We start from the raw sequence: 18,983 nt of genomic DNA, 5'->3' as shown, positions 1-18,983 counted from the left end.
ATTTGCGCGTCGAAGAGACCCGGCCTTTCGCTCTGGGCAAAGTGTGATAGCCGTCTGATTGTAGAGCCGATTGTCTAAAAACAGCCCATGCGGCTGAAGAGGTGAATTTATCCCAAAGAGTAAATTTGAGTCCGGCCCTGCCAAGGTCGAGAACAGCGTTCGGGTGCGTGGCGCGCGTGTCCATAACCTCAAGGATATCGACATTAATGTGCCGCGCGACGCGTTGGTCGTCTTTACCGGCATTTCGGGGTCCGGCAAATCGTCGCTGGCCTTTGGGACGCTGTTCGCTGAATCGCAGCGACGGTTTCTGGATTCCGTTTCACCCTATGCGCGGCGGTTGATCGATCAGGTGGGCGAACCCGATGTCGACAGCATCGAAGGCCTGCCACCTGCGGTTGCCTTGCAACAGCAACGGGGCGCGCCGTCCGCCAGATCTTCGGTCGGCAGTGTCACGACGATCTCGAACGGATTGCGGATGTTGTATTCGCGTGCGGGTGATTATCCAGAAGGGCAGGGGATCCTTTACGCGGATGCGTTTTCGCCCAACACGCCGGATGGTGCCTGCCCGCGCTGCCACGGCATCGGACGCGTGTTCGATGTGACCGAGGATCTGCTGGTTCCCGACCCGGCAAAGACGATCCGCGACGGTGCCATCGCCGGGTGGCCGCCTGCATGGGGTGGGCAGAACCTACGCGATATCCTGATCTCTCTGGGATATGACATCGATGTGGCCTGGCAGGATCTGCCACGCGACACCCGCGACTGGATACTTTTCACCGACGATACACCGGAAGTGCCCGTTTATGCCCGCATGACTCCGCAGGAGACGCGAAACGCCCGCGAGGAGAACCGTTCGCCCACCTACATGGGTACTTTCACCTCTGCGCGGAACTATGTGCTGCAGTCATTTGCCACGACGCAAAGTGCGCGCACCAAAAAGCGCGTCTCTCAATTCATGGATATTTCAGTCTGCCCGCTGTGCGACGGCAAGAAACTGAAGCGCGAGTCGCTTTCGGTCACTTTCGCAGGGCTGGATATCGGCGCGATCTCGCGGCTGACGCTGGGCGATCTGGCCAGTTTGCTCCACGAGCGGGCGGAACACGACCCGGTGGCGGATGACCAGAGCCCTGAAAAGACCATCGTCACGCAGCGCATCACGCGTGACATCATGGCCCGTGTAGCGGCGCTGACGCGGCTCGGCCTTGGCTACCTGTCGCTGGACCGCAATACCGCCACCCTGTCGCCGGGGGAAATGCAGCGCTTGCGTCTGGCCACACAGATCAGGTCGCAGCTGTTCGGCGTGGTCTACGTGCTGGATGAGCCATCGGCAGGGCTTCATCCCTCCGACACGCAGGCATTGCTCGGCGCGCTGGATGATCTGAAAGGGGCGGGCAATTCGCTGTTCGTGGTGGAACATGACGTCAATGTCATCCGGCACGCGGACTGGATCGTGGACATTGGCCCCGACGCGGGCACCAAAGGCGGCAGGGTCGTCTACAGCGGCCCGGTCGATGGGCTGCAACAGGTCGAAACCTCGCATACCGCGCGGCATCTGTTCGCCGACGCGCGTGCGGGCACCCGCACACCCAGAGAGCCATCCGGCTGGCTGCGGTTGGCCGATGTGACGCGCAACAACCTGCAGGGGGTGAACGTTGACCTGCCGCTGGGCGTTCTGGCGACCGTGACCGGCGTGTCGGGGTCCGGTAAATCCAGCCTTGTCAGTCAGGCGTTGGTTGCGCTTGTAGGCGATGCGCTGGGGCAGAAGCCACCTGTTGAAACGGCTGAAAACGAACCCGAGCTGCTGGAGCAGGAGGTCGACACCCCGACCGACGGGCAGATCGTGGATGGCATGCAGCATGTCCGGCGTCTGGGCGTGGTGGATCAGAAACCCATCGGTCGCACACCGCGGTCCAATCTGGCGACCTACACCGGACTGTTCGACCATGTGCGAAAACTTTTCGCTGCGACGGACGACGCGCGGGCAAGGCGCTATGACGCCGGGCGCTTTTCGTTCAACGTGGCCAAGGGGCGCTGCCCGCACTGCGAAGGTGCGGGGTTCGTGAGCGTCGAACTGCTGTTCCTGCCCAGCGTATTTGCCCCTTGTCCTGTCTGTCGCGGGCAACGCTACAACGACGAAACACTCGACATTCGCTACCGCGGCAAGACCATCGCAGAGGTTCTTGATCTGACAGTGGACCGGGCGCAGGAATTCTTTGCCGACGATCCTGCGATCCTGCGCGCCATCGAAGCCTTGCGGCAGGTCGGTCTGGGCTATCTGCGCCTCGGGCAGCCCGCGACGGAACTGTCGGGGGGAGAGGCACAGCGGATCAAGCTTGCGACGGAGTTGCAACGCGCACAGCGCAAAGACACGCTTTATATTCTGGACGAACCGACGACGGGTCTGCACCCGGCGGATGTGACCCTGCTGCTGGCGCAGCTTGACCGTCTTGTCGATGCCGGAAATTCGGTGATCATGGTCGAACACAACATGCTTGTGGCGCGGCAAAGTGACTGGATCGTCGATATCGGTCCCGGTGCGGGCGACGATGGCGGCCAGGTTGTCGCCCAAGGCCCGCCTGCGGTCGTGGCAAAGTCTGCGAACAGCAAGACAGCGCCGTTCCTTTTTCCAAAGACGGATGCGTCATGATGGGCGCAATCGTGTCACGCTGTCCGGCAGTCTGCTGATCTTGAAGCGGATCGACAGGGCTGAAGAGATTAGCAAGCCCATTCGCCGCGCGACCGCAGACCGCACCGGTCGCGGATCATGACATGCGTCAGTGCTGCAGGCCGCTGACTAGGCCGACTGCTTCAAGATATCCAGATATTCCCCTTGCGTGGCGATGCGTGGATTGGTGCCGTGGCAGTGGTCCTTCATCGCGGCGTGGGACACGTCGATCATCATCTCTTCGGTCACGCCCATCGCGGCCAGTCCACTTGGCATCCCAAGGCGGTCGTTCAGGGCGGCACACGCGTCTGCCGGATCGCCGCCCATGCGGTCGGCCAGCACATCCCATTTCGCCCCGATGGCGTCGCGGTTGAACCGCAGCACCGCGGGCATCAGCACGGCATTCAGCGTGCCGTGATGCAGGTTCAGCGACCGGATCGCGCCCAGGGGGTGTGTCAGGGCATGGACGGCGCCAAGTCCCTTCTGGAACGCCATTGCACCTTCCAGCGCGCAGGTCATCATGTCGCGCCGTGCGCCGGCGTTCTGACCGTCCATCGTTGCCACCTCGATGCTGCGCAGGCCGCAGTCCAGACCGTGCAGGTCCATCGCCTCGCCCGGCGGGTTGAAGGACGGTGCCATGTAGGTTTCCAGGCAGTGCGAGATCGCGTCCATCCCCGTCGCCGCCGTCAGCATCGGTGGCAGACCATAGGTCAGGGTCGGATCGCAGAGCGCGATGGTGGGCAGGTTGTGCGGCGACAGGATGCCCAGCTTGCGGCCCGCAGCCGTGATGATGACCGCGGCGCGGCCCACTTCTGACCCGGTGCCGGATGTCGTGGGAACGGCGATCAGCGGGCAGATGTTGCCGTGGATGCGCGCGACGCCGCCGTTGACAGCGGCATACTGGTCCAGCGGGGCCGGATGACCGGACAGGATGCGCACCGCCTTGGCCAGATCAAGCGAGGATCCGCCGCCGATCCCGACGATCCCGTCGCAACCTTCTGCCTGATAAACGGCGAAGGCGTCCATCACGGCGGCCTCGGTCGGGTTGGCCGGGGTGCCGTCGAAGGTGGCAAAACTGCCCAACCCGGCTGTGACCTTGTCGATCATGCCGGTGGCCATCAGCCCTTTGTCGGACGCGATCAGGGGTTTGGTGACGCCAATCTGTTCCAGCATGGCCGGCAGTTCCGCGATGCGACCTTCACCGAACTCGATGCGGGTCAGGTAGGATATCGTCCCTGTCACGTTTGCGGTCTGCATGGCTTGGCGCCCTCTTGATTGAAGTTTTATGGTTGGAAACTCCGGATGATTGGGGCGTTCCCAGTCAGTCGTCCAGACCAAAATGTTCCTGTTCGATCAGCCTGCCGATAGATCGGCACCCGTTACCTTCAGCGCAAAGGCATAGGACCGCGCGGCATCCTCCAATGCCGCGAACCGCCCGGATTTGCCGAAATGGCCCGACGTCATATTCGTGCGCAACAGCAGGATATTGTCGTCAGTCTTGGTCGCGCGCAGTCGGGCGACCCATTTGGCGGGTTCCCAATAGGTCACGCGTGGGTCCGACACGCCAGCAGTCACCAAAATCGGCGGATAGGCCTGCGCGGTGACGTTGTCATAGGGCGAATAGCTGCGGATATCGTCAAAGGCCTGACGGCTTGCGATCGGGTTGCCCCACTGCGACCATTCGCCCGGCGTCAGGGGCAGTGTGTCGTCAAGGATCGTCGTCAGCACGTCGACAAATGGCACATCGGCGATGGCCCCCGCCCACAGGTCCGGTGCCATGTTCAGAACGGCCCCGACCAGCAGGCCACCCGCCGATCCGCCCTGAATCACGATGCGGCACCGGTCGGTATAGCCATCGGCGATCAACTTGTGCGCTGCGGCGATGAAGTCATGGAACGTGTTCGGCTTGCCTGCGAATTTCGCAGCCTCATACCAGTTGCGACCCAGCTCCTCTCCGCCCCGGACGTGGGCGATGGCATAGACGAAGCCGCGGTTCACCAGTGACAACCGATTGGCCGAAAAGGATGCGGGCATGGTCGCGCCGTATGATCCGTAACCATACAGCAGACAGGGTGCCGTGCCGTCCAGCGGCGTGTCCTTGTGATACAGGATCGTCACCGGCACCTGTGCGCCCTCATGCGACGGGGCCGTCGTGCGGATCGTGACGTAATCCGCCGGATCGTGCCCCGACGGGATTTCCACCGTCTTGCGCAGGGTCCGGGTGCCGGTGGACAGGTCGTAGTCGAACACCTGTGGCGACGTGGTTGGCGACGCGTATGTGAAGCGAAAACTGTCGGTTTCATATTCCGGGCTGGGATCGCTGCCGAGGCTGTAGGCCTGCTCGTCAAAGCTGATGCTCCGCGCGGTCTCGATCGGCGCGCCCGCGCGGACATAGCAGATGTGGGGCAGGGCGTCGCGCCGCTCTGTCCAGATCGTCCAACCCTTGTGGGCGGCAAGGCCTATGATCATGCGGCCATCCTCGTGCGGGATCAGGTCGCGCCAGTTGTCCCGTGACGGTGTCGCCACAGGCGTCTTCATCACCTTGAAATCATGTGCCCCGTCGGCATTCGTCAGGATCAGAAATGCATCGCTCTGATGTTCGATATCGTATTCCAGTCCCGTCGTGCGCGGCTCGATCACCTGCGGAGTCGCCGTCGGGTTGGCCGTCGGGATGATGCTGATCTCGTTTTCGTCGTTCATGCCGGTGGACAAGGCGACATAGGCACCTGACCGTAGACGGGACACATTGACGTGGTAGCGCATGTCGTCTTCCGTATAGGCCAGCGTGTCGGTGGCAGGGTCCGTGCCAAGGGTATGGCGATAGACGCGGTTCGGATGGTGTCGCGCATCGACGCGCACATAGAACAGGGTCTGCCCGTCCGCCCAGGCGACAGAGGCCACATCGGGAATGTGATAGTTGAAGTCCTTACCCGTCGTCAGATCGCGAAAGGTCAGGCGATGAAATTCCGACCCGTTCACATCCGCAGCCCAGGCCAGTGTCGCGTGATCGGGGCTGACCTGCGTCGTGCCAAGCTGAAAGTAATCCTGCGTCGCGGCCATGACATTGACGTCCAGCATGGTTTCAGCGGCGCCACCGTGGCGGGGCGTGCGAATGAAAACCGGATATTCCGCGCCGTCGTCGTAGCGCACGCTGTAGGCGTAGGGTCCGTTCTCGCGCGGCACGCTGCTGTCGTCTTCCTTGATGCGGCCGCGCATCTCGGCCACCAGACGCGTCTGCAGGTCGGCGGTGTCGGCCATCGCGGCGTCGTAGTAGGCGTTCTCGGCCGTCAGGTAGGCGGCAATCTCTGCGGGTAGCCGGTCGGGGGCGCGCATCGCCTCTTGCCAGTTGTCGGCGCGCAGCCAGCCGTAATCGTCATGCAGATCAACGCCGTGAACGGTCGTCACGGTCGACTTGCGTGCGGCGGCAGGTGCATTGGGCAGGGCAGGGAACGGACGTGGCATGGGAATCCTTCGAATGGCGTTTCATCCAGACTGGGCATCAGCAGCCCGAATGACAATGGCACACAGCGGGTCGGCCAGCTTCCGGGCAGCAGCGGGCGGGTGTGCGTTCAATGACTATTGAGGGCTGTTCGTAGACGACTTGGAACGGAGGACGTGTAGTCCATAGTTGGCAAAAGCGACTGCGCCTTTACGTCGAATGGTGCCGATTGCCTTGAGGTGCCCGTCGTTTCCTGAACGCCCGGCGCACACATTTCCTCTGCGTGTTTTCATGGTCAGACGGTAACAGCATACCGCTGTTCGCCTTGCGTGCTGGCCCCGTTCAACAGGGCCAGCGATATGTCACGCATATTCTGCGATATAGTCCTCGACCGATCGGCCATTCCCTTCGGCGTAGTCGCGACCGACGCGCGACCAGTCAACCCGTACGGCAGCAGCCCAGTCGATGCCAGCGCGCACGCCGGTCGCATCCGTGGCGGCTGTCAGCGCACCGCTTGCGTAGTTCGCCGTCCGCTGGCCTTCGGCAAAGCCGCCGAGCGATTGCTCCCAGCGGTCGCCCGCGATGGTCAGTGCCAGCGTCCTTGCCTTGGGATCATAGTCCGCCGTGAACAATGTCCCGAAACCCTCGCCATAGCGGGTCTGGATCAGCGGGGCCGCGAGGAACGACTTTGCCAGATCCCGCGCGGGCGTCTGCAGCCCCGACAGATGCGCATGACGCTCCTCGGTCTTGGTAAAATCGGGCCGGTCGGCGCGGGTTGCCCCGCTTTGGTGATTGGTGGCAATGGCCTTGTCCATCACCTTGGCACCGCCACCGGGAGACAGCTCCACACTTGCCGTGGCCCCGCAGGCATCGGCCAGCACAACGTTGTAGGCCATGTGGGATGGGACCCGATGCAGTACGGTCAGCGCCTGATCCACGGTGTCACAGGTTTCCAGCACATAGCGCAAGATTGTGGTGATGCCGAAGCCTTCAGCGCTTTCAGAACGCCCGCCGTATGCCAGCGCGATCGATAGCCCCGCTTGGTTGATCCCGTCAGACAGGCCCCAGAGGAATTCGACCATGCCCATCACCGCGCGGCCGGTCCATTCGGTCCGCAAAAGCAATCCTTCGTTCAGCGTGGGCGACAAATCATAGTTCCGCACCAGCCGTACATCTTCGGCGTCCGCGACCGCCGCGAGAGAGCAGCCACCCAAGTATGTCGGTGGGCACCAGGTCGATAAAAACTGCTTGGCCCGATCGGTGCCGCCTGCCAGTTCAGCCAGACGGTCGTAGGTCGGCACAAGCTCTGGCATGTGCTGCTTCAGCGCTGCGCGACTTTCGGAGGCCGTGGGGCCGTTGTCGCCGCCACGGGCCACGAACCACGCCTCGTAAGCGGGCCATGACCGTTCCCAGCGGGCGCGCCACTTGGGGCCGGGTGTCGGTTCGGAAACCGCATCGAAGGTGAGTGTCATGTCAGTCATATCAGTTGCTTTCAGTGTTAAAGAAGAACCGCACCATTTCGCCGCTGGCGTCGGGGCCTTTCGCATCGGTATAGGTGCCTGCCGGCTGTCCGCCGGACCACGCGTGGCCCAGCCCCTCGATGGTCCAGTGTTCCAGCAGCGGGGTGCCGGTCGTGTCGGTCGTGGTTTCGCAGGTCCAGCTGCGGCCATTGCAGGTGCCCGTGGTTTCGGTCTGGATGGTCTGGCCGCCCATGTTGGTCAGCAGGTCAGACCCGATGGTCTGACCGTTGGACGGATGCACGGTGGTATCGCCGGTGCCGTGGAAAACGATGGTCCGGGCGCGACCTTTGGCAGGCAATACCAGGCGCTGGTCGCCGCTCCCTCTCATTACTGCGAAAGCGGATGGGACGTCACGTGCTGCCCCGTAAGGCAGGCCCGAATGCGCGCCGACTGCGGCGAAGGTATCGCCGTGAGTCTCGCCCAGGATCACCGCCATTGCGGCACCGGCCGATAGGCCAGCGACAAACATACGGTCCGCGCCTACATCAAAGCGGGCGGCAACCTTTTGCGCCATGCCCGCAAGAATCGCAGGCTCTCCACGATCCCGGTTTTGGTCATTTCGTGAAAACCAGTTCCAGCAGGACTGTGCATTGTCGCCCCGCGACTGGCGCGGATAGACCACGACGAAACCACGGTCTTCGGCCAGCGCGTTCATGCCCGTGCCGACGGCAAAATCCTCGGGATTTTGTGTGCAGCCGTGCAGCATCATGACAACGCCCGCGATCTCGTCGGTCTTTGACGGCACATAAAGACGATATTCACGGCTGCCCGACCCATTTGAGAACGTGCCCGTCTCAAAGACCGCTCCTGGGGGGATTGTCGGCTCGGCGGATGCGCCGAACCCGGCCATTACACCGGACTGAGCTGTACCGGATAAACGAGCGAGGGGATTGGCAAAGTCCAACTTCTGCATCTGGCTGCGGAAATGTGCCATCGGGCCGGGGTCAGTGTCCGCCCCAGGTATCAGCCCGTGCTGTGCCAGCGTGCGGCGGACAAGAGCGTTGGCGGCGGTGAGACGTGCGTCACCGGTCGCCGGGCGCGGTGCGCCAGCGTTCAGACGTATCATGATTTCAATCCTAAAGGAGGTTACTTAATTCGATCGGCGAGGGCCGTCTTCACCTCGGCGCTCGCCTGAAGCGCGCCAAGGACGGTGATGGAGCCGATGGTCGCCAGCGCCAGTTCGGGTGTGACATCGGGATGGATCCGGGCAAGGCCGACAACCTTGACGTGAAGCATTTCTCCGGCGTCTTTGATCGCCTCCAGATCCGCGACCGCGTAGTCGCGCAGTCCCAGCTCCATCGTATGCCGGTCGATAGACCTTGAGACCGTATCGCCTTGGGTATCCAACTGATTGCGGATCGCGGTGCGAATGAAATCGCTACGATTGGAATAGAACCCTTCCTGCACAAGCAGGTCGATCCTGCCCAGATCAACGTAGCCAAGGTTGATTGTGATTTTTTCGCTTTCTGGCGTCTTGTCCCGAATATTCCTGACGTTGCTCATCATCCAATCTCCATCTGTATGGATGGTATATGGCTGCTCTAAGCGGGGATGCAAGGTGCAGGGGGAAAGTCTCAGTCGAAAGCGCTAACGGTGCGCACAATTATGCGCGGTCCCTCCATCTGTCGGCTTGAAGAGGATCAGGACCTCGAACTGTTCAGGTTTACTTCCCGGACTTCCTCTATCATGCCCCGTGCGCAGCGCGTTTCTATACACCTCATTGGTGGAGCCAGTTGTCGCGGCAAAGGCGGCTTCCGCCGGACAGCCGACGTCAGAGGGCAGTCGATTATACACGGAAAAAAATGACAGGGTTGGGAATCCCGCGCCACGGAAAGCTTCATCGTCTTAGAGGTCCGAGACGGGCCGAAGACCAGCGGCGATGGCAGCCGGGCGACGGGGACGTCTTAAACCGAACGTGGCCTTTCGGATCGCACGGAAGACGCCTTATGACTACCACCTGTCGGTGGTTTGTGGGCCGACAACAATCGCTCTAGAACCAAACGCTTCGGAACGTGCCCCGGATGTGCCTGAAGGGACTAGATAATCAGCCGACCCGCTTGCCCGCCGGAACGCGAAAGAATATCGTTTCCTGACCCGAAAACGAACGCGATAACGAAGAAAGCCACGGCGCAGCGGGTGAAGGACGTTAAAGCCGTCGATGTCCTCTCCAGCCACGCCTTGCCAATAAAAAGAGTGCCCCAATGACGATCAGAATGTTTTGCGCAATCGCGGGGATTTCGACGATGGCGTCATGCGCCGGGATCGGTCCCGAGGCAGTTGTGCCGCCCTCCGCGGTCAAGGTTCCCAGCGTGGAACAACAGATCAAGGATCAGATCGTCGCGCGCTCCGCACCGAATCAGGACATCGCGTCTGCGCGACTGCGGGCGGACGACAACTGTTTCTGGTATAGCTACGTTGGTCCGGTCGAGACGACAGAACTGCCATTGCTGACGAAAGACGGTAGGCACCTCTGCGGTCCGGAACCGACGGTGGCAGAGACAGCCGCGGTCGCCGCCGGCGGTTAACTGCGCGCCGTGACGCCGTCCTCGGCGGGATAGAGAATGGCGTTCGATCCGGTTGCCACCTGATCGTAGAGCCCGATGATATGTGCCATCACCATGCGGACGCATCCCGAACTGGCCCGACTTCCGATTGACCGAGGCGATGGGGTGCCGTGTATCCTCAGATAGGTGTCGCGGTCGCCTACGTAGAGATACAGCGCGCGTGAACCCAAAGGATTCGTCGGGCCGCCATCCATACCGTCTTTGTATTGGGCGTAGGAACCAGGATCGCGTTCGATCATCGCGGATGTCGGTGTCCAGACCGGCCACTTTGCCTTTCGGCGGATGTTGTAGCGGCCGGGTTCGTATAGGTTGCCTTTCGCAATCGCCACGCCGTAGCGCATGGCCATGCCGTCTGCGCGGATGTGATAAAGGTATCTGGCCACCGCATCGACATGGATATCACCCGGCACCAGACCGTCATTGGCCTGAACCAGCTGTGGCAGGAACCGGTCGTGGAATCCCCAAGGATTTGTCGTCGCCGGGTCGTAGTTGGGGGGTGTGACGCGAGCGTCCCATTCAGCCCAGCGCGACCTATTCGACGTCGGCGCCCCAAAAGCGGGACCGGCAATCGGGACGGAGAACAGCGCGGCCGTCGTTTGGATGAAATGTCGTCGGGTCAGCATATCGGTCGTCCAGAACTTGAACTGCAGGGACATCCTTAAAGCACAGGACGCAAAAGGCGTTACCATCATCAGACCGGATCAGGCAAAGGTTTCTTTGTGCAATCCGCCGGAACAGTTAGGTGTTCAGTCCCGCATTTGGTGGAGCAGCCCGGCGTGATGCTGCCCGAATGCCTCGCGCAGACCGCAAAACTGCTGCACTGGGTAATCGGTTCAAAAGCGCCCGACAGATGCAGTTGTGGCCGAACCTGCGGATTCGCATTTGTGTGACATGATTTGCACGATTGGCGGAGGCAGGCGCAGGACGGAGACTAGCTTGCCTCGTCGTCAAGCTGCCAGGTCGGCGCGTCGAGTTTCTGCATCAGGTCCTCCTTTGGGTGGGTGACCTGAGCGATGGCCGCACGGGCCAGAAAGTCACCGGCGGCCACGACATTTTCCGACACGGTAAGGATTTCCGGCCAGACCCGGCGCAAGAACACCATCGCTTCCTTGGTGAAAACGTCGATGTCACGGCCAATGGCGATACCGCCGGTGCGCAGTGCGGCACCAGCACCCAAGGCGGAATTGGTGGATCCGGTGATGATGCCATCGGGTGCGGGTTGCCGATCAAGCAAATCTGAAACGCCGCGCTGGACATCTTCGATCGCGGAGTCGCTGTCGAACCCGACCACGATCTGCAAATCAATCCCCAGCCTGCGCGCGGTGTCGCTGCAGCCCGCGATCATTTCCTGACCATAGGATTGCTTGTCAGGGGGCGGCACCAACAGCAAATGACGCCTGCCGCGCGCGGCCAGGGTTTCGACGGCGATGCGACCATAGGCGAAATTGTCGAAATCGAACCAGGCATGGTCCTTGGCCCAGTTCGAGCGTCCATGTGTGGCAAACGGAAACTTGCGATCGAGCAGGTAACGCACGCGCGGATCCTGCGGCTGGATCTGATTGAAGATGACGGCATCGGCTGACCGGCTTTCCACGATGTAGCGGATCGGCTTCATCGGGTCCTCGTCGGGGAAATAGGGTGTGATGATCAAGTGGAACGGTGTGTTGCGCAGACCGGCGGATACCGAAGAGATGAGCTTGGCTGTATGGTTCATGATGTCGTGTTCTGTCGACATCACGAGCGAGATCACATTCGTCCGTCCGGTGCGCAAGCGCACGCCCGCACGATTGGGCACATAACCGATTTCGTCGGCAACCGCGCGGACGCGCGCGCGGGTATCTTCGCTGATGTCCAATGCGCCGGACAGGGCGCGGGAAACGGTCGGCACCGCGAGGTCGGTCAGCCCGGCAATGGTCTTGAGCGTCGGTGCGCGCTGCCTTGGTCGCGTGGCGTCGTCCATATCCGTCCCCCCCTTCGATCCCCTGTGTGCCGATCAATAAAAACGCAATCTGGCGCAAGGTGTTTGTGCGACAAATCGTAAATTTTGTTGACCAAAAAAAATAGTCTTGTTTGCGCAAACAACTTCAGGTTAGCCTTTCTATAACGATTTAGATTCTGGGAGGAGAAGATCGTGAAGCTAAGGATAAAACTACTTTCGGCCACTGCGATTTGCGCGGCGACCACCGCTGGCGCAGTCGACCTCGAGGTGATGCACTGGTGGACATCCGGTGGTGAAGCCAATGCTGTCGCCAAGTTTGCAGAGGCCTGGACGGCCACTGGCAACACATGGGTTGACGGTGCAATCGCCGGTGGTGGCGACACCGCGCGTCCCGTCATGGTCAGCCGGATCATCGGTGGCGATCCACCCGCTGCGTTCCAGTTCAATCACGGGCGTCAGGCAGAAGAACTGATCGAGGCTGGCCTCTTGCTGGACCTCACCGATGTGGCCGAGGCCGAAGGTTGGGCCGACATCGTGAACCCGTCGTCGCTGCTGGACGCCTGCACCGTCGATGGTCGCATTTATTGCGCGCCGGTGAACATTCATTCCTGGCAGTGGATGTGGCTTTCGAATGCCGCTTATGAAAACGCCGGTCTAGCCGTGCCAACCACCTGGACCGAATTCGCCGAGAGCGCGCCCGCGCTGCAAGAGGCGGGTCTGACGCCGCTGGCGATGGGCGGACAGTCCTGGCAGCAGAACGGCGCCTTTGGCGTCATGGCGCTGGCACTGGCTGGTGAAGAGGCCTGGCTGTCGGTCAACCGCGACAAGAATGCGGAAACTGTCATGGGACCGGAATATACCCGCGTGTTCGAGGCATTTGGCGCGGCCCGCGAATTTTCCGACGGTCTGAACGTGCAGGACTGGAACCAGGCCACGGCAGCAGTGATCAACGACACGGCTGGTGCGCAGATCATGGGCGACTGGGCGCAGGGTGAATTCGCCATGGCAGGCGAAGTCGCAGGCGAGGATTATTCCTGCCTGCCGGGTCTGGGCGAGGTGGCGATCCTGGATACGGGCGGCGACGCGTTCTATTTCCCCAAGCAGGATGACCCCGAAATCGAGGCTGGCCAAAAGGAACTTGCCGCCATGCTGTTGAGCCCCGAAGTTCAGGTGTCGTTCAACTCGGCCAAGGGATCGCTGCCGGTCCGTGGTGACGTCGATCTGACATCCGTGAACGAGTGCACGCAAAAGGGTCTGGACCTGCTGGCCAATGGCAACATCGTGCCTAACGGGGAATCCTTTCTTGCGCCCGACACGATCAGCCAGCTGAACGACCTGATGACGGAATTCTGGAATACCCCTGCCATGACCGCGGCAGAGGTTCAGGAGCAATACTCCGACATCATCGCATCCGCTGAATAAAGCGTCTTTGAACGGACGGCCCTTGCGCCGTCCGTTCGCATTTGCGGCCATGTGGCCAATTCGCGATGCCAACGACCCCTGAGGGCACATCATGACCATTTCCGACACCCGCCCCGATGCCGGGGATCGCGCTGCAGCGCGCCGTCCGTCGCGCCTTTTCCGCAATCTGCCGTCAAAGATTGCGATGCTGCCGCTGATTTTCACCGCCGTCGTCGTCTTTTTGGGCGGAACGATATGGACGGTTGTCTATTCGTTCACGAAATCCGGACTGCTGCCGCGCCTGTCGTGGGCTGGCCTCGATCAATACGAACGCCTGTGGTCCAGCCGCAAATGGATCGTGTCGATCGAAAACCTTGCGATTTACGGGTTTTTCAGCCTGATCGGGACGCTTGTCATCGGCTTTACGCTCGCGGCGCTGCTGGATCGCAAGATCCGGGGCGAGGCGGTGTTCCGGTCCATTTTCCTCTATCCTTTTGCGCTGTCATTCATCGTCACGGGGCTGGTGTGGCAATGGATCCTGAACCCTGAACTGGGCCTGCAGAACGTCGTGCGGGAGATGGGATGGACGGGTTTCAGTTTCGACCCCCTGAACAACCCCGACATCGTGATGTTCGGTCTGCTGATCGCAGGTCTGTGGCAGGGGACCGGACTGATCATGTGCATCATGCTGGCCGGGTTGCGCGGCATTGACGAGGACATCTGGAAGGCCGCCCGCGTCGACGGCATCGGCACCGTGAAAACCTACATCCGCGTGATCATCCCGATGATGCGGCCGGTGTTCGTCACCTCTTTGGTTCTGATCGGTGCGGGGATCGTGAAACTCTATGATCTGGTGGTCGCGCAGACATCTGGCGGTCCGGGCATCAGTTCAGAGGTTCCGGCGAAATATGTGATGACCGCCATGTTCGGCGGTCAGAATTTGGGTCAGGGCTTTGCCGCTTCGACCATGATGTTGGTGATGGTCGTGATCATTCTGATCCCGTGGGCCTATCTGGAATTCGGGGGCAAAAAGCATGGCTGATGTCGGTATCCTTGCAACGACCAAGGCGGCGGAGCAACCAGTCGCCGCACTGCTGGATGGCCCGCGCGGCCCCAAACCTGTCCGGCGGTTCAGCCGCAGCAACATCATCATCTACGGCACGCTGTTCGTGGTCGCCCTTTATTATGCGCTGCCGCTTTATGTGATGATCGTCACATCTCTGAAGGGGATGCCCGAAATCCGTGTCGGCAATATCTTTGCCCCACCGCTCGAAGTGACGTTTCAGCCTTGGGTCAAGGCCTGGCAAGAAGCCTGCACCGGCATCAACTGTGACGGCCTGTCGCGCGGGTTCTGGAATTCGTTTCAGATTCTGATCCCGTCCGTGATCCTGTCGGTCGCCATCGCGTCAGTGAACGGCTACGCGCTGTCGATGTGGAAATTCCGCGGGTCCGAGGTGTTTTTCACGCTGCTGATGATCGGCGCGTTCATCCCGTATCAGGTGATGCTGTACCCCATCGTCATCATGCTGCGCGAGGCGGGTCTTTATGGGTCGCTGACGGGTCTGGTTCTGGTGCACGTGGCGTTCGGCATGCCGATCAACACCTTGCTGTTCCGCAATTATTTCGCGTCCATCCCAGAGGAATTGTTCAAGGCAGCCCGCGTCGACGGGGCCGGGTTCTGGGCGATCTTCTTTCGGATCATGTTGCCGATGTCGCTGCCGATCTTTGTGGTCGCACTGATCATTCAGGTGACGGGTATCTGGAACGATTTCCTGTTCGGGGTGACGTTCACCTCGTCCCCAGAGCGCTACCCGATGACGGTGCAGCTGAACAACATCGTCAACTCCGTTCAAGGGGTCAAGGAATACAACGTCAACATGGCAGCGACCTTGCTGACCGGTCTCGTCCCGCTCGTGATCTATTTCGCGTCCGGCAAACTTTTCGTGCGCGGCATCGCTGCGGGTGCTGTCAAAGGATAATCTGGTGACCCTTCTCAATCCGTCTGTCTCGATCAAGAACCTCGACCTGTCGTTTGGCGCGGTCAAGGTCCTGCAAAACCTGAACCTCGATATCGGTGATGGTGAATTTCTGGTGCTGCTGGGATCGTCCGGCTGTGGGAAATCCACGCTGCTGAATGTCATTGCGGGGCTGCTGGAGCCGACCGACGGACAGGTCTGGATCAAGGGCCGCAACGTGACCTGGGCCGAACCCAGCGAACGCGGGATCGGCATGGTGTTTCAAAGCTACGCCCTTTATCCGCAGATGACGGTCGAGGGGAACCTGACGTTCGGCCTGCGCAATGCCAAGGTGCCCAAGGCCGAGATCGCCAAACGCGTCGCCCGTGCGGCCGAAATTCTGCAAATCGAACCACTGTTGAAACGCAAGCCGGGGGCGCTGTCCGGCGGTCAGCGCCAGCGGGTTGCCATCGGGCGGGCGCTGGTGCGCGATGTCGAGGTTTTCCTGTTCGACGAACCGCTGTCCAATCTGGATGCGAAACTGCGCGCCGATCTGCGCGTCGAACTGAAACGTCTGCACAACAACCTGAAAAACACGATGATCTACGTCACGCACGATCAGGTCGAGGCGATGACGCTGGCTGATCGCATCGCGATCATGAAAGGCGGCAAGATCATGCAGCTGGGAACGCCCGCCGAAATCTATGGCAAACCGCAGAACCTGTATGTGGCCGATTTCATCGGATCGCCGTCGATGACATTCTTTGACGGCACGGTCGAGGGTGACGTGATCCGCATTCCCGATCACGATTTACCGCTTGGCACCTATGAATTTTCCCAGCGGCCCGCGACCGGGCGGCCTGCAATCATCGGCATCCGTCCGGAACACGTCATGACGGGCGATAACCTGCGTTCCGCGCCCTATACGGCAGAGGTCACGGCCGATCTAGTGGAACCGATGGGGTCCGACACGCTGGTGCACTGCGCCTTTGGCGGGCAGACGATGCGGGTGCGCATGGACGGCCAGGCACAGGTCAAACCCGGTGACAGGTTGATGATCGGGATCGATCCCGGTGCTGCATCACTCTTTGACAAGGAAACAGAGGCGCGTCTGTAATGCCACGCGACCTGTCTGGCAGCTGGACCCTGCAATCCGTGGATGGCAGGCATGCCGTCCCGATGACCCTGCCGGGTGACATCGTGACGGCGCTGCACACTGCGGGCGCGATCCCTGATCCCTATGCAGGTCAGAACGAAAACGATCTGCGCTGGATCTGCGAACAGGATTGGACGGCCCACAGATCGTTCGAGCTGGACGATACCGATGTCGATCTGGTGATATCGGAACTCGACACCGTTGCGACGATACGCGTGAATGGAACGGTGGTGCTGGAGGCCGCGAATGCATTTCGCACCTACCGCGCTGCGCTGGGTCATGTGGCCCGGGTCGGGACCAACGAGATCGCGATCACCTTCCATTCGCCAGTCGCGGCGGGCAAAGCGCTGTCCGACGCGCATCCGTTTCCCGTGCCGTGGTCCAAGAACTGCCCGATCCCCTACGGAAACTTTCTGCGCAAACCGGCCTGCGATTTCGGCTGGGATTGGAACATCGCGCTGGCGACCTCTGGCGTCTATGGCGCGCTGCGTCTGGAACCCGGCGCGGCACCGCGCATCGACCGTCTGGCCATCGCGCAGGATCATAGCGACGGCGTGACTGTCACGGTCGGCGTCCACACCAGCAATCACGCGGGCTCGGTCACGGTTGAACTGGACGGGCAAACCGTAACCGCACAGGCCGACGACGGCTTTGCCGAGGTAACGGTTCGGATCGACGACCCGCAGCTTTGGTGGCCCGCCGGGCAGGGTGGCCAGCCGCTTTATGATCTGGTCGTGACGGTGGGAACGGCCACGGCACACCGGCGCATCGGCTTGCGCCGGATGGAACTGGTCGCCGCGCCCGACGCCGCCGGGCTGGGGTTCAAGATCCGGGTCAACGGGCGCGACGTTTTCTGCAAGGGGGCAAACTGGATCCCCGCCGATGCGCTGCCGGGGCGGATCACCGACGCCAAGACGCGCGACCTGCTGCAATCCGCCGTCGATGCGAACATGAACATGATCCGCATCTGGGGCGGCGGCCGGTACGAGCCTGACAGTTTCTACGATGCCTGCGACGAGATGGGCCTGCTTGTCTGGCAGGATTTCATGTTCGCCTGCAACCTTTACCCGTCCGATCCCGCCTATCTGACCGAAGTCCGGGCCGAGGTGCATGACAACGTCGCGCGGATGCATCATCACGCCTGCCTGGCGCTGTGGTGCGGCGACAATGAACTGGTCGGCGCGCTGACGTGGTATGACGTCAGCATCAATGACCGCGACCGTTACCTAGTGAACTACGACCGGCTGAACCGCTGTATCGAGGACGCGCTGCGCGACACTGATCCCCATGCGAACTGGTGGCCGTCCAGCCCCTCGACCGGACCGCTGTCATTTGGCGATGCGTGGCACGATGACAGCAGCGGCGACATGCATTTCTGGTCGGTCTGGCACGAAGGCCGCGATTTCGACCACTATCGCGACGTGTCGCCCCGGTTTTGCTCCGAATTCGGGTTCCAAAGCTATCCCTCGATGGATGTGATCCGCCAATTCGCCGATCCGGCCGATTTCAACATCGCCGCCCCGGTGATGGAGGCGCATCAAAAAAACGATGGCGGCAACGCCCGCATCGCGGAAACCATGTTCCGCTATTTCCGCTTTCCCGTGGATTTCGAGAATTTCGTTTATGTCTCTCAGGTGCAGCAGGCGCTGGCGATCAAGACCGCCGTGACGCACTGGCGCGGGCTGAAACCGCATTGCATGGGCACGCTGATCTGGCAGCTCAATGATACGTGGCCGGTGTGTTCATGGGCCTCGCTTGATTATGGCGGCGGATGGAAGGTCCTTCACCATCTGAGCCGCGATTTCTACGCCCCCGTTACCGTTGTCGTGATGCCGGACAGTGACGACCTCGTGCTGCGCGGGATCAACGATACCGGCAGTCCATTGGACCTGTCGATCACGGCCTATGCCTGCGCGATGGACGGGACAGCGCGCGCACTGGGGCAGGGGGCCGGTCAGGTCGATGACCATGCAACAGAATTGCTGCGCGTCAAAGCCGCTGATCTGAAACCGCAAGAGATGCTGTCGTTCGGCTGGACGGCCAGCGACGGCAGCAAGGGTGGCGATGTCTTTGCCCCGAAACCCTACAAGGCCTATGATCTGCTGCCCGCCGCATTGAACTGCCAGACCGAACGCGACGGTGACAATTGGGTCCTGTCGATCACGGCGCAGGCGATGGCGTTTTTCGTCACGGCAGAGGCCGACACCCCCGGTCGGTTCGACTGTAACGCAATTCACCTTGGCCCCGGCCACACCGCAACCCTGCGGTTCACCCCGGCCGATACTGACATCACCCCAACATTCACGCTGCGCGACCTGCACAGCGCGACCTATCATCCATGAAA

General features: G+C 61.3%; 14 protein-coding genes. 7 read left to right on the top strand and 7 right to left on the bottom strand.

What is annotated here, in order from left to right; translation table 11 throughout:
- Positions 1–163: 163 nt before the first annotated feature.
- Positions 164–2,647: an excinuclease ABC subunit UvrA gene (locus BMX27_RS12265; RefSeq protein WP_090160117.1), complete on the top strand. Its 2,484-nt coding sequence runs from the start codon at positions 164–166 to the stop codon at positions 2,645–2,647.
- 147 nt (positions 2,648–2,794) lie between these two features.
- Here BMX27_RS12265 and BMX27_RS12260 read toward each other — a convergent pair whose 3' ends face one another.
- From BMX27_RS12260 to BMX27_RS12240, 5 genes are all read right to left on the bottom strand, one after another.
- Complete coding sequence (locus BMX27_RS12260; RefSeq protein ID WP_090160116.1) at positions 2,795–3,922, bottom strand: iron-containing alcohol dehydrogenase; 1,128 nt, start codon at positions 3,920–3,922, stop codon at positions 2,795–2,797.
- Between the two features lie 96 nt (positions 3,923–4,018).
- Positions 4,019–6,127 carry a S9 family peptidase gene (locus BMX27_RS12255; protein WP_090160115.1) on the bottom strand — a complete coding sequence of 703 codons (2,109 nt, stop codon included), beginning with the start codon at positions 6,125–6,127 and terminating at the stop codon, positions 4,019–4,021.
- 339 nt (positions 6,128–6,466) lie between these two features.
- Positions 6,467–7,576: a C45 family autoproteolytic acyltransferase/hydolase gene (locus BMX27_RS12250; protein WP_256212492.1), complete on the bottom strand. Its 1,110-nt coding sequence runs from the start codon at positions 7,574–7,576 to the stop codon at positions 6,467–6,469.
- Between the two features lie 10 nt (positions 7,577–7,586).
- Entirely contained in the window at positions 7,587–8,690 is a 1,104-nt protein-coding gene (locus tag BMX27_RS12245) for an extracellular catalytic domain type 1 short-chain-length polyhydroxyalkanoate depolymerase (RefSeq protein ID WP_090160113.1), read from the bottom strand.
- Between the two features lie 20 nt (positions 8,691–8,710).
- A complete protein-coding gene (locus tag BMX27_RS12240; RefSeq protein ID WP_090160442.1) occupies positions 8,711–9,127 on the bottom strand; it encodes a CopG family transcriptional regulator in 417 nt (138 codons plus the stop codon).
- Positions 9,128–9,825: 698 nt separating this feature from the next.
- On the opposite strand from BMX27_RS12240, the gene BMX27_RS12235 reads away from it, so the two are divergent.
- The gene (locus BMX27_RS12235) at positions 9,826–10,149 is read left to right on the top strand and encodes a hypothetical protein (RefSeq protein WP_090160112.1); all 324 of its coding nucleotides are present in this window, start codon (positions 9,826–9,828) and stop codon (positions 10,147–10,149) included.
- Here BMX27_RS12235 and BMX27_RS12230 read toward each other — a convergent pair.
- Together BMX27_RS12230 and BMX27_RS12225 are read right to left on the bottom strand one after the other, a co-directional pair.
- Positions 10,146–10,811 (bottom strand): L,D-transpeptidase, encoded by a 666-nt coding sequence (locus tag BMX27_RS12230; protein WP_090160440.1) that lies wholly within the window; start codon positions 10,809–10,811, stop codon positions 10,146–10,148. The two genes, BMX27_RS12235 and BMX27_RS12230, sit on opposite strands and share 4 nt — an antisense overlap.
- Before the next feature lie 308 nt (positions 10,812–11,119).
- On the bottom strand, positions 11,120–12,148 hold the full coding sequence (locus BMX27_RS12225; RefSeq protein ID WP_090160111.1) for a LacI family transcriptional regulator: 1,029 nt from the start codon (positions 12,146–12,148) through the stop codon (positions 11,120–11,122).
- Positions 12,149–12,319: 171 nt separating this feature from the next.
- On the opposite strand from BMX27_RS12225, the gene BMX27_RS12220 reads away from it, so the two are divergent.
- From BMX27_RS12220 to BMX27_RS12200, 5 genes are all read left to right on the top strand, one after another.
- Positions 12,320–13,549: an ABC transporter substrate-binding protein gene (locus BMX27_RS12220; RefSeq protein WP_090160110.1), complete on the top strand. Its 1,230-nt coding sequence runs from the start codon at positions 12,320–12,322 to the stop codon at positions 13,547–13,549.
- Positions 13,550–13,640: 91 nt separating this feature from the next.
- Positions 13,641–14,570, top strand: a complete 930-nt coding sequence (locus tag BMX27_RS12215; RefSeq protein ID WP_090160109.1) for a carbohydrate ABC transporter permease — start codon at positions 13,641–13,643, stop codon at positions 14,568–14,570.
- Positions 14,563–15,507 (top strand): carbohydrate ABC transporter permease, encoded by a 945-nt coding sequence (locus BMX27_RS12210; RefSeq protein ID WP_090160108.1) that lies wholly within the window; start codon positions 14,563–14,565, stop codon positions 15,505–15,507. Before BMX27_RS12215 ends, BMX27_RS12210 begins: the two co-directional genes overlap by 8 nt.
- A 4-nt stretch (positions 15,508–15,511) precedes the next feature.
- Positions 15,512–16,600 carry an ABC transporter ATP-binding protein gene (locus BMX27_RS12205; RefSeq protein WP_090160107.1) on the top strand — a complete coding sequence of 363 codons (1,089 nt, stop codon included), beginning with the start codon at positions 15,512–15,514 and terminating at the stop codon, positions 16,598–16,600.
- Positions 16,600–18,981 carry a glycoside hydrolase family 2 protein gene (locus BMX27_RS12200; protein WP_090160106.1) on the top strand — a complete coding sequence of 794 codons (2,382 nt, stop codon included), beginning with the start codon at positions 16,600–16,602 and terminating at the stop codon, positions 18,979–18,981. Before BMX27_RS12205 ends, BMX27_RS12200 begins: the two co-directional genes overlap by 1 nt.
- The last annotated feature ends 2 nt before the right edge of the window (positions 18,982–18,983 follow it).

It is taken from the genome of Loktanella sp. DSM 29012, from assembly GCF_900110705.1.
GTDB classification, from domain to species: domain Bacteria; phylum Pseudomonadota; class Alphaproteobacteria; order Rhodobacterales; family Rhodobacteraceae; genus Loktanella; species Loktanella gaetbuli.
The sequence above is the reverse complement of the archived record's forward strand: the minus strand, read 5'-3'. Positions and strand labels throughout refer to the sequence as shown.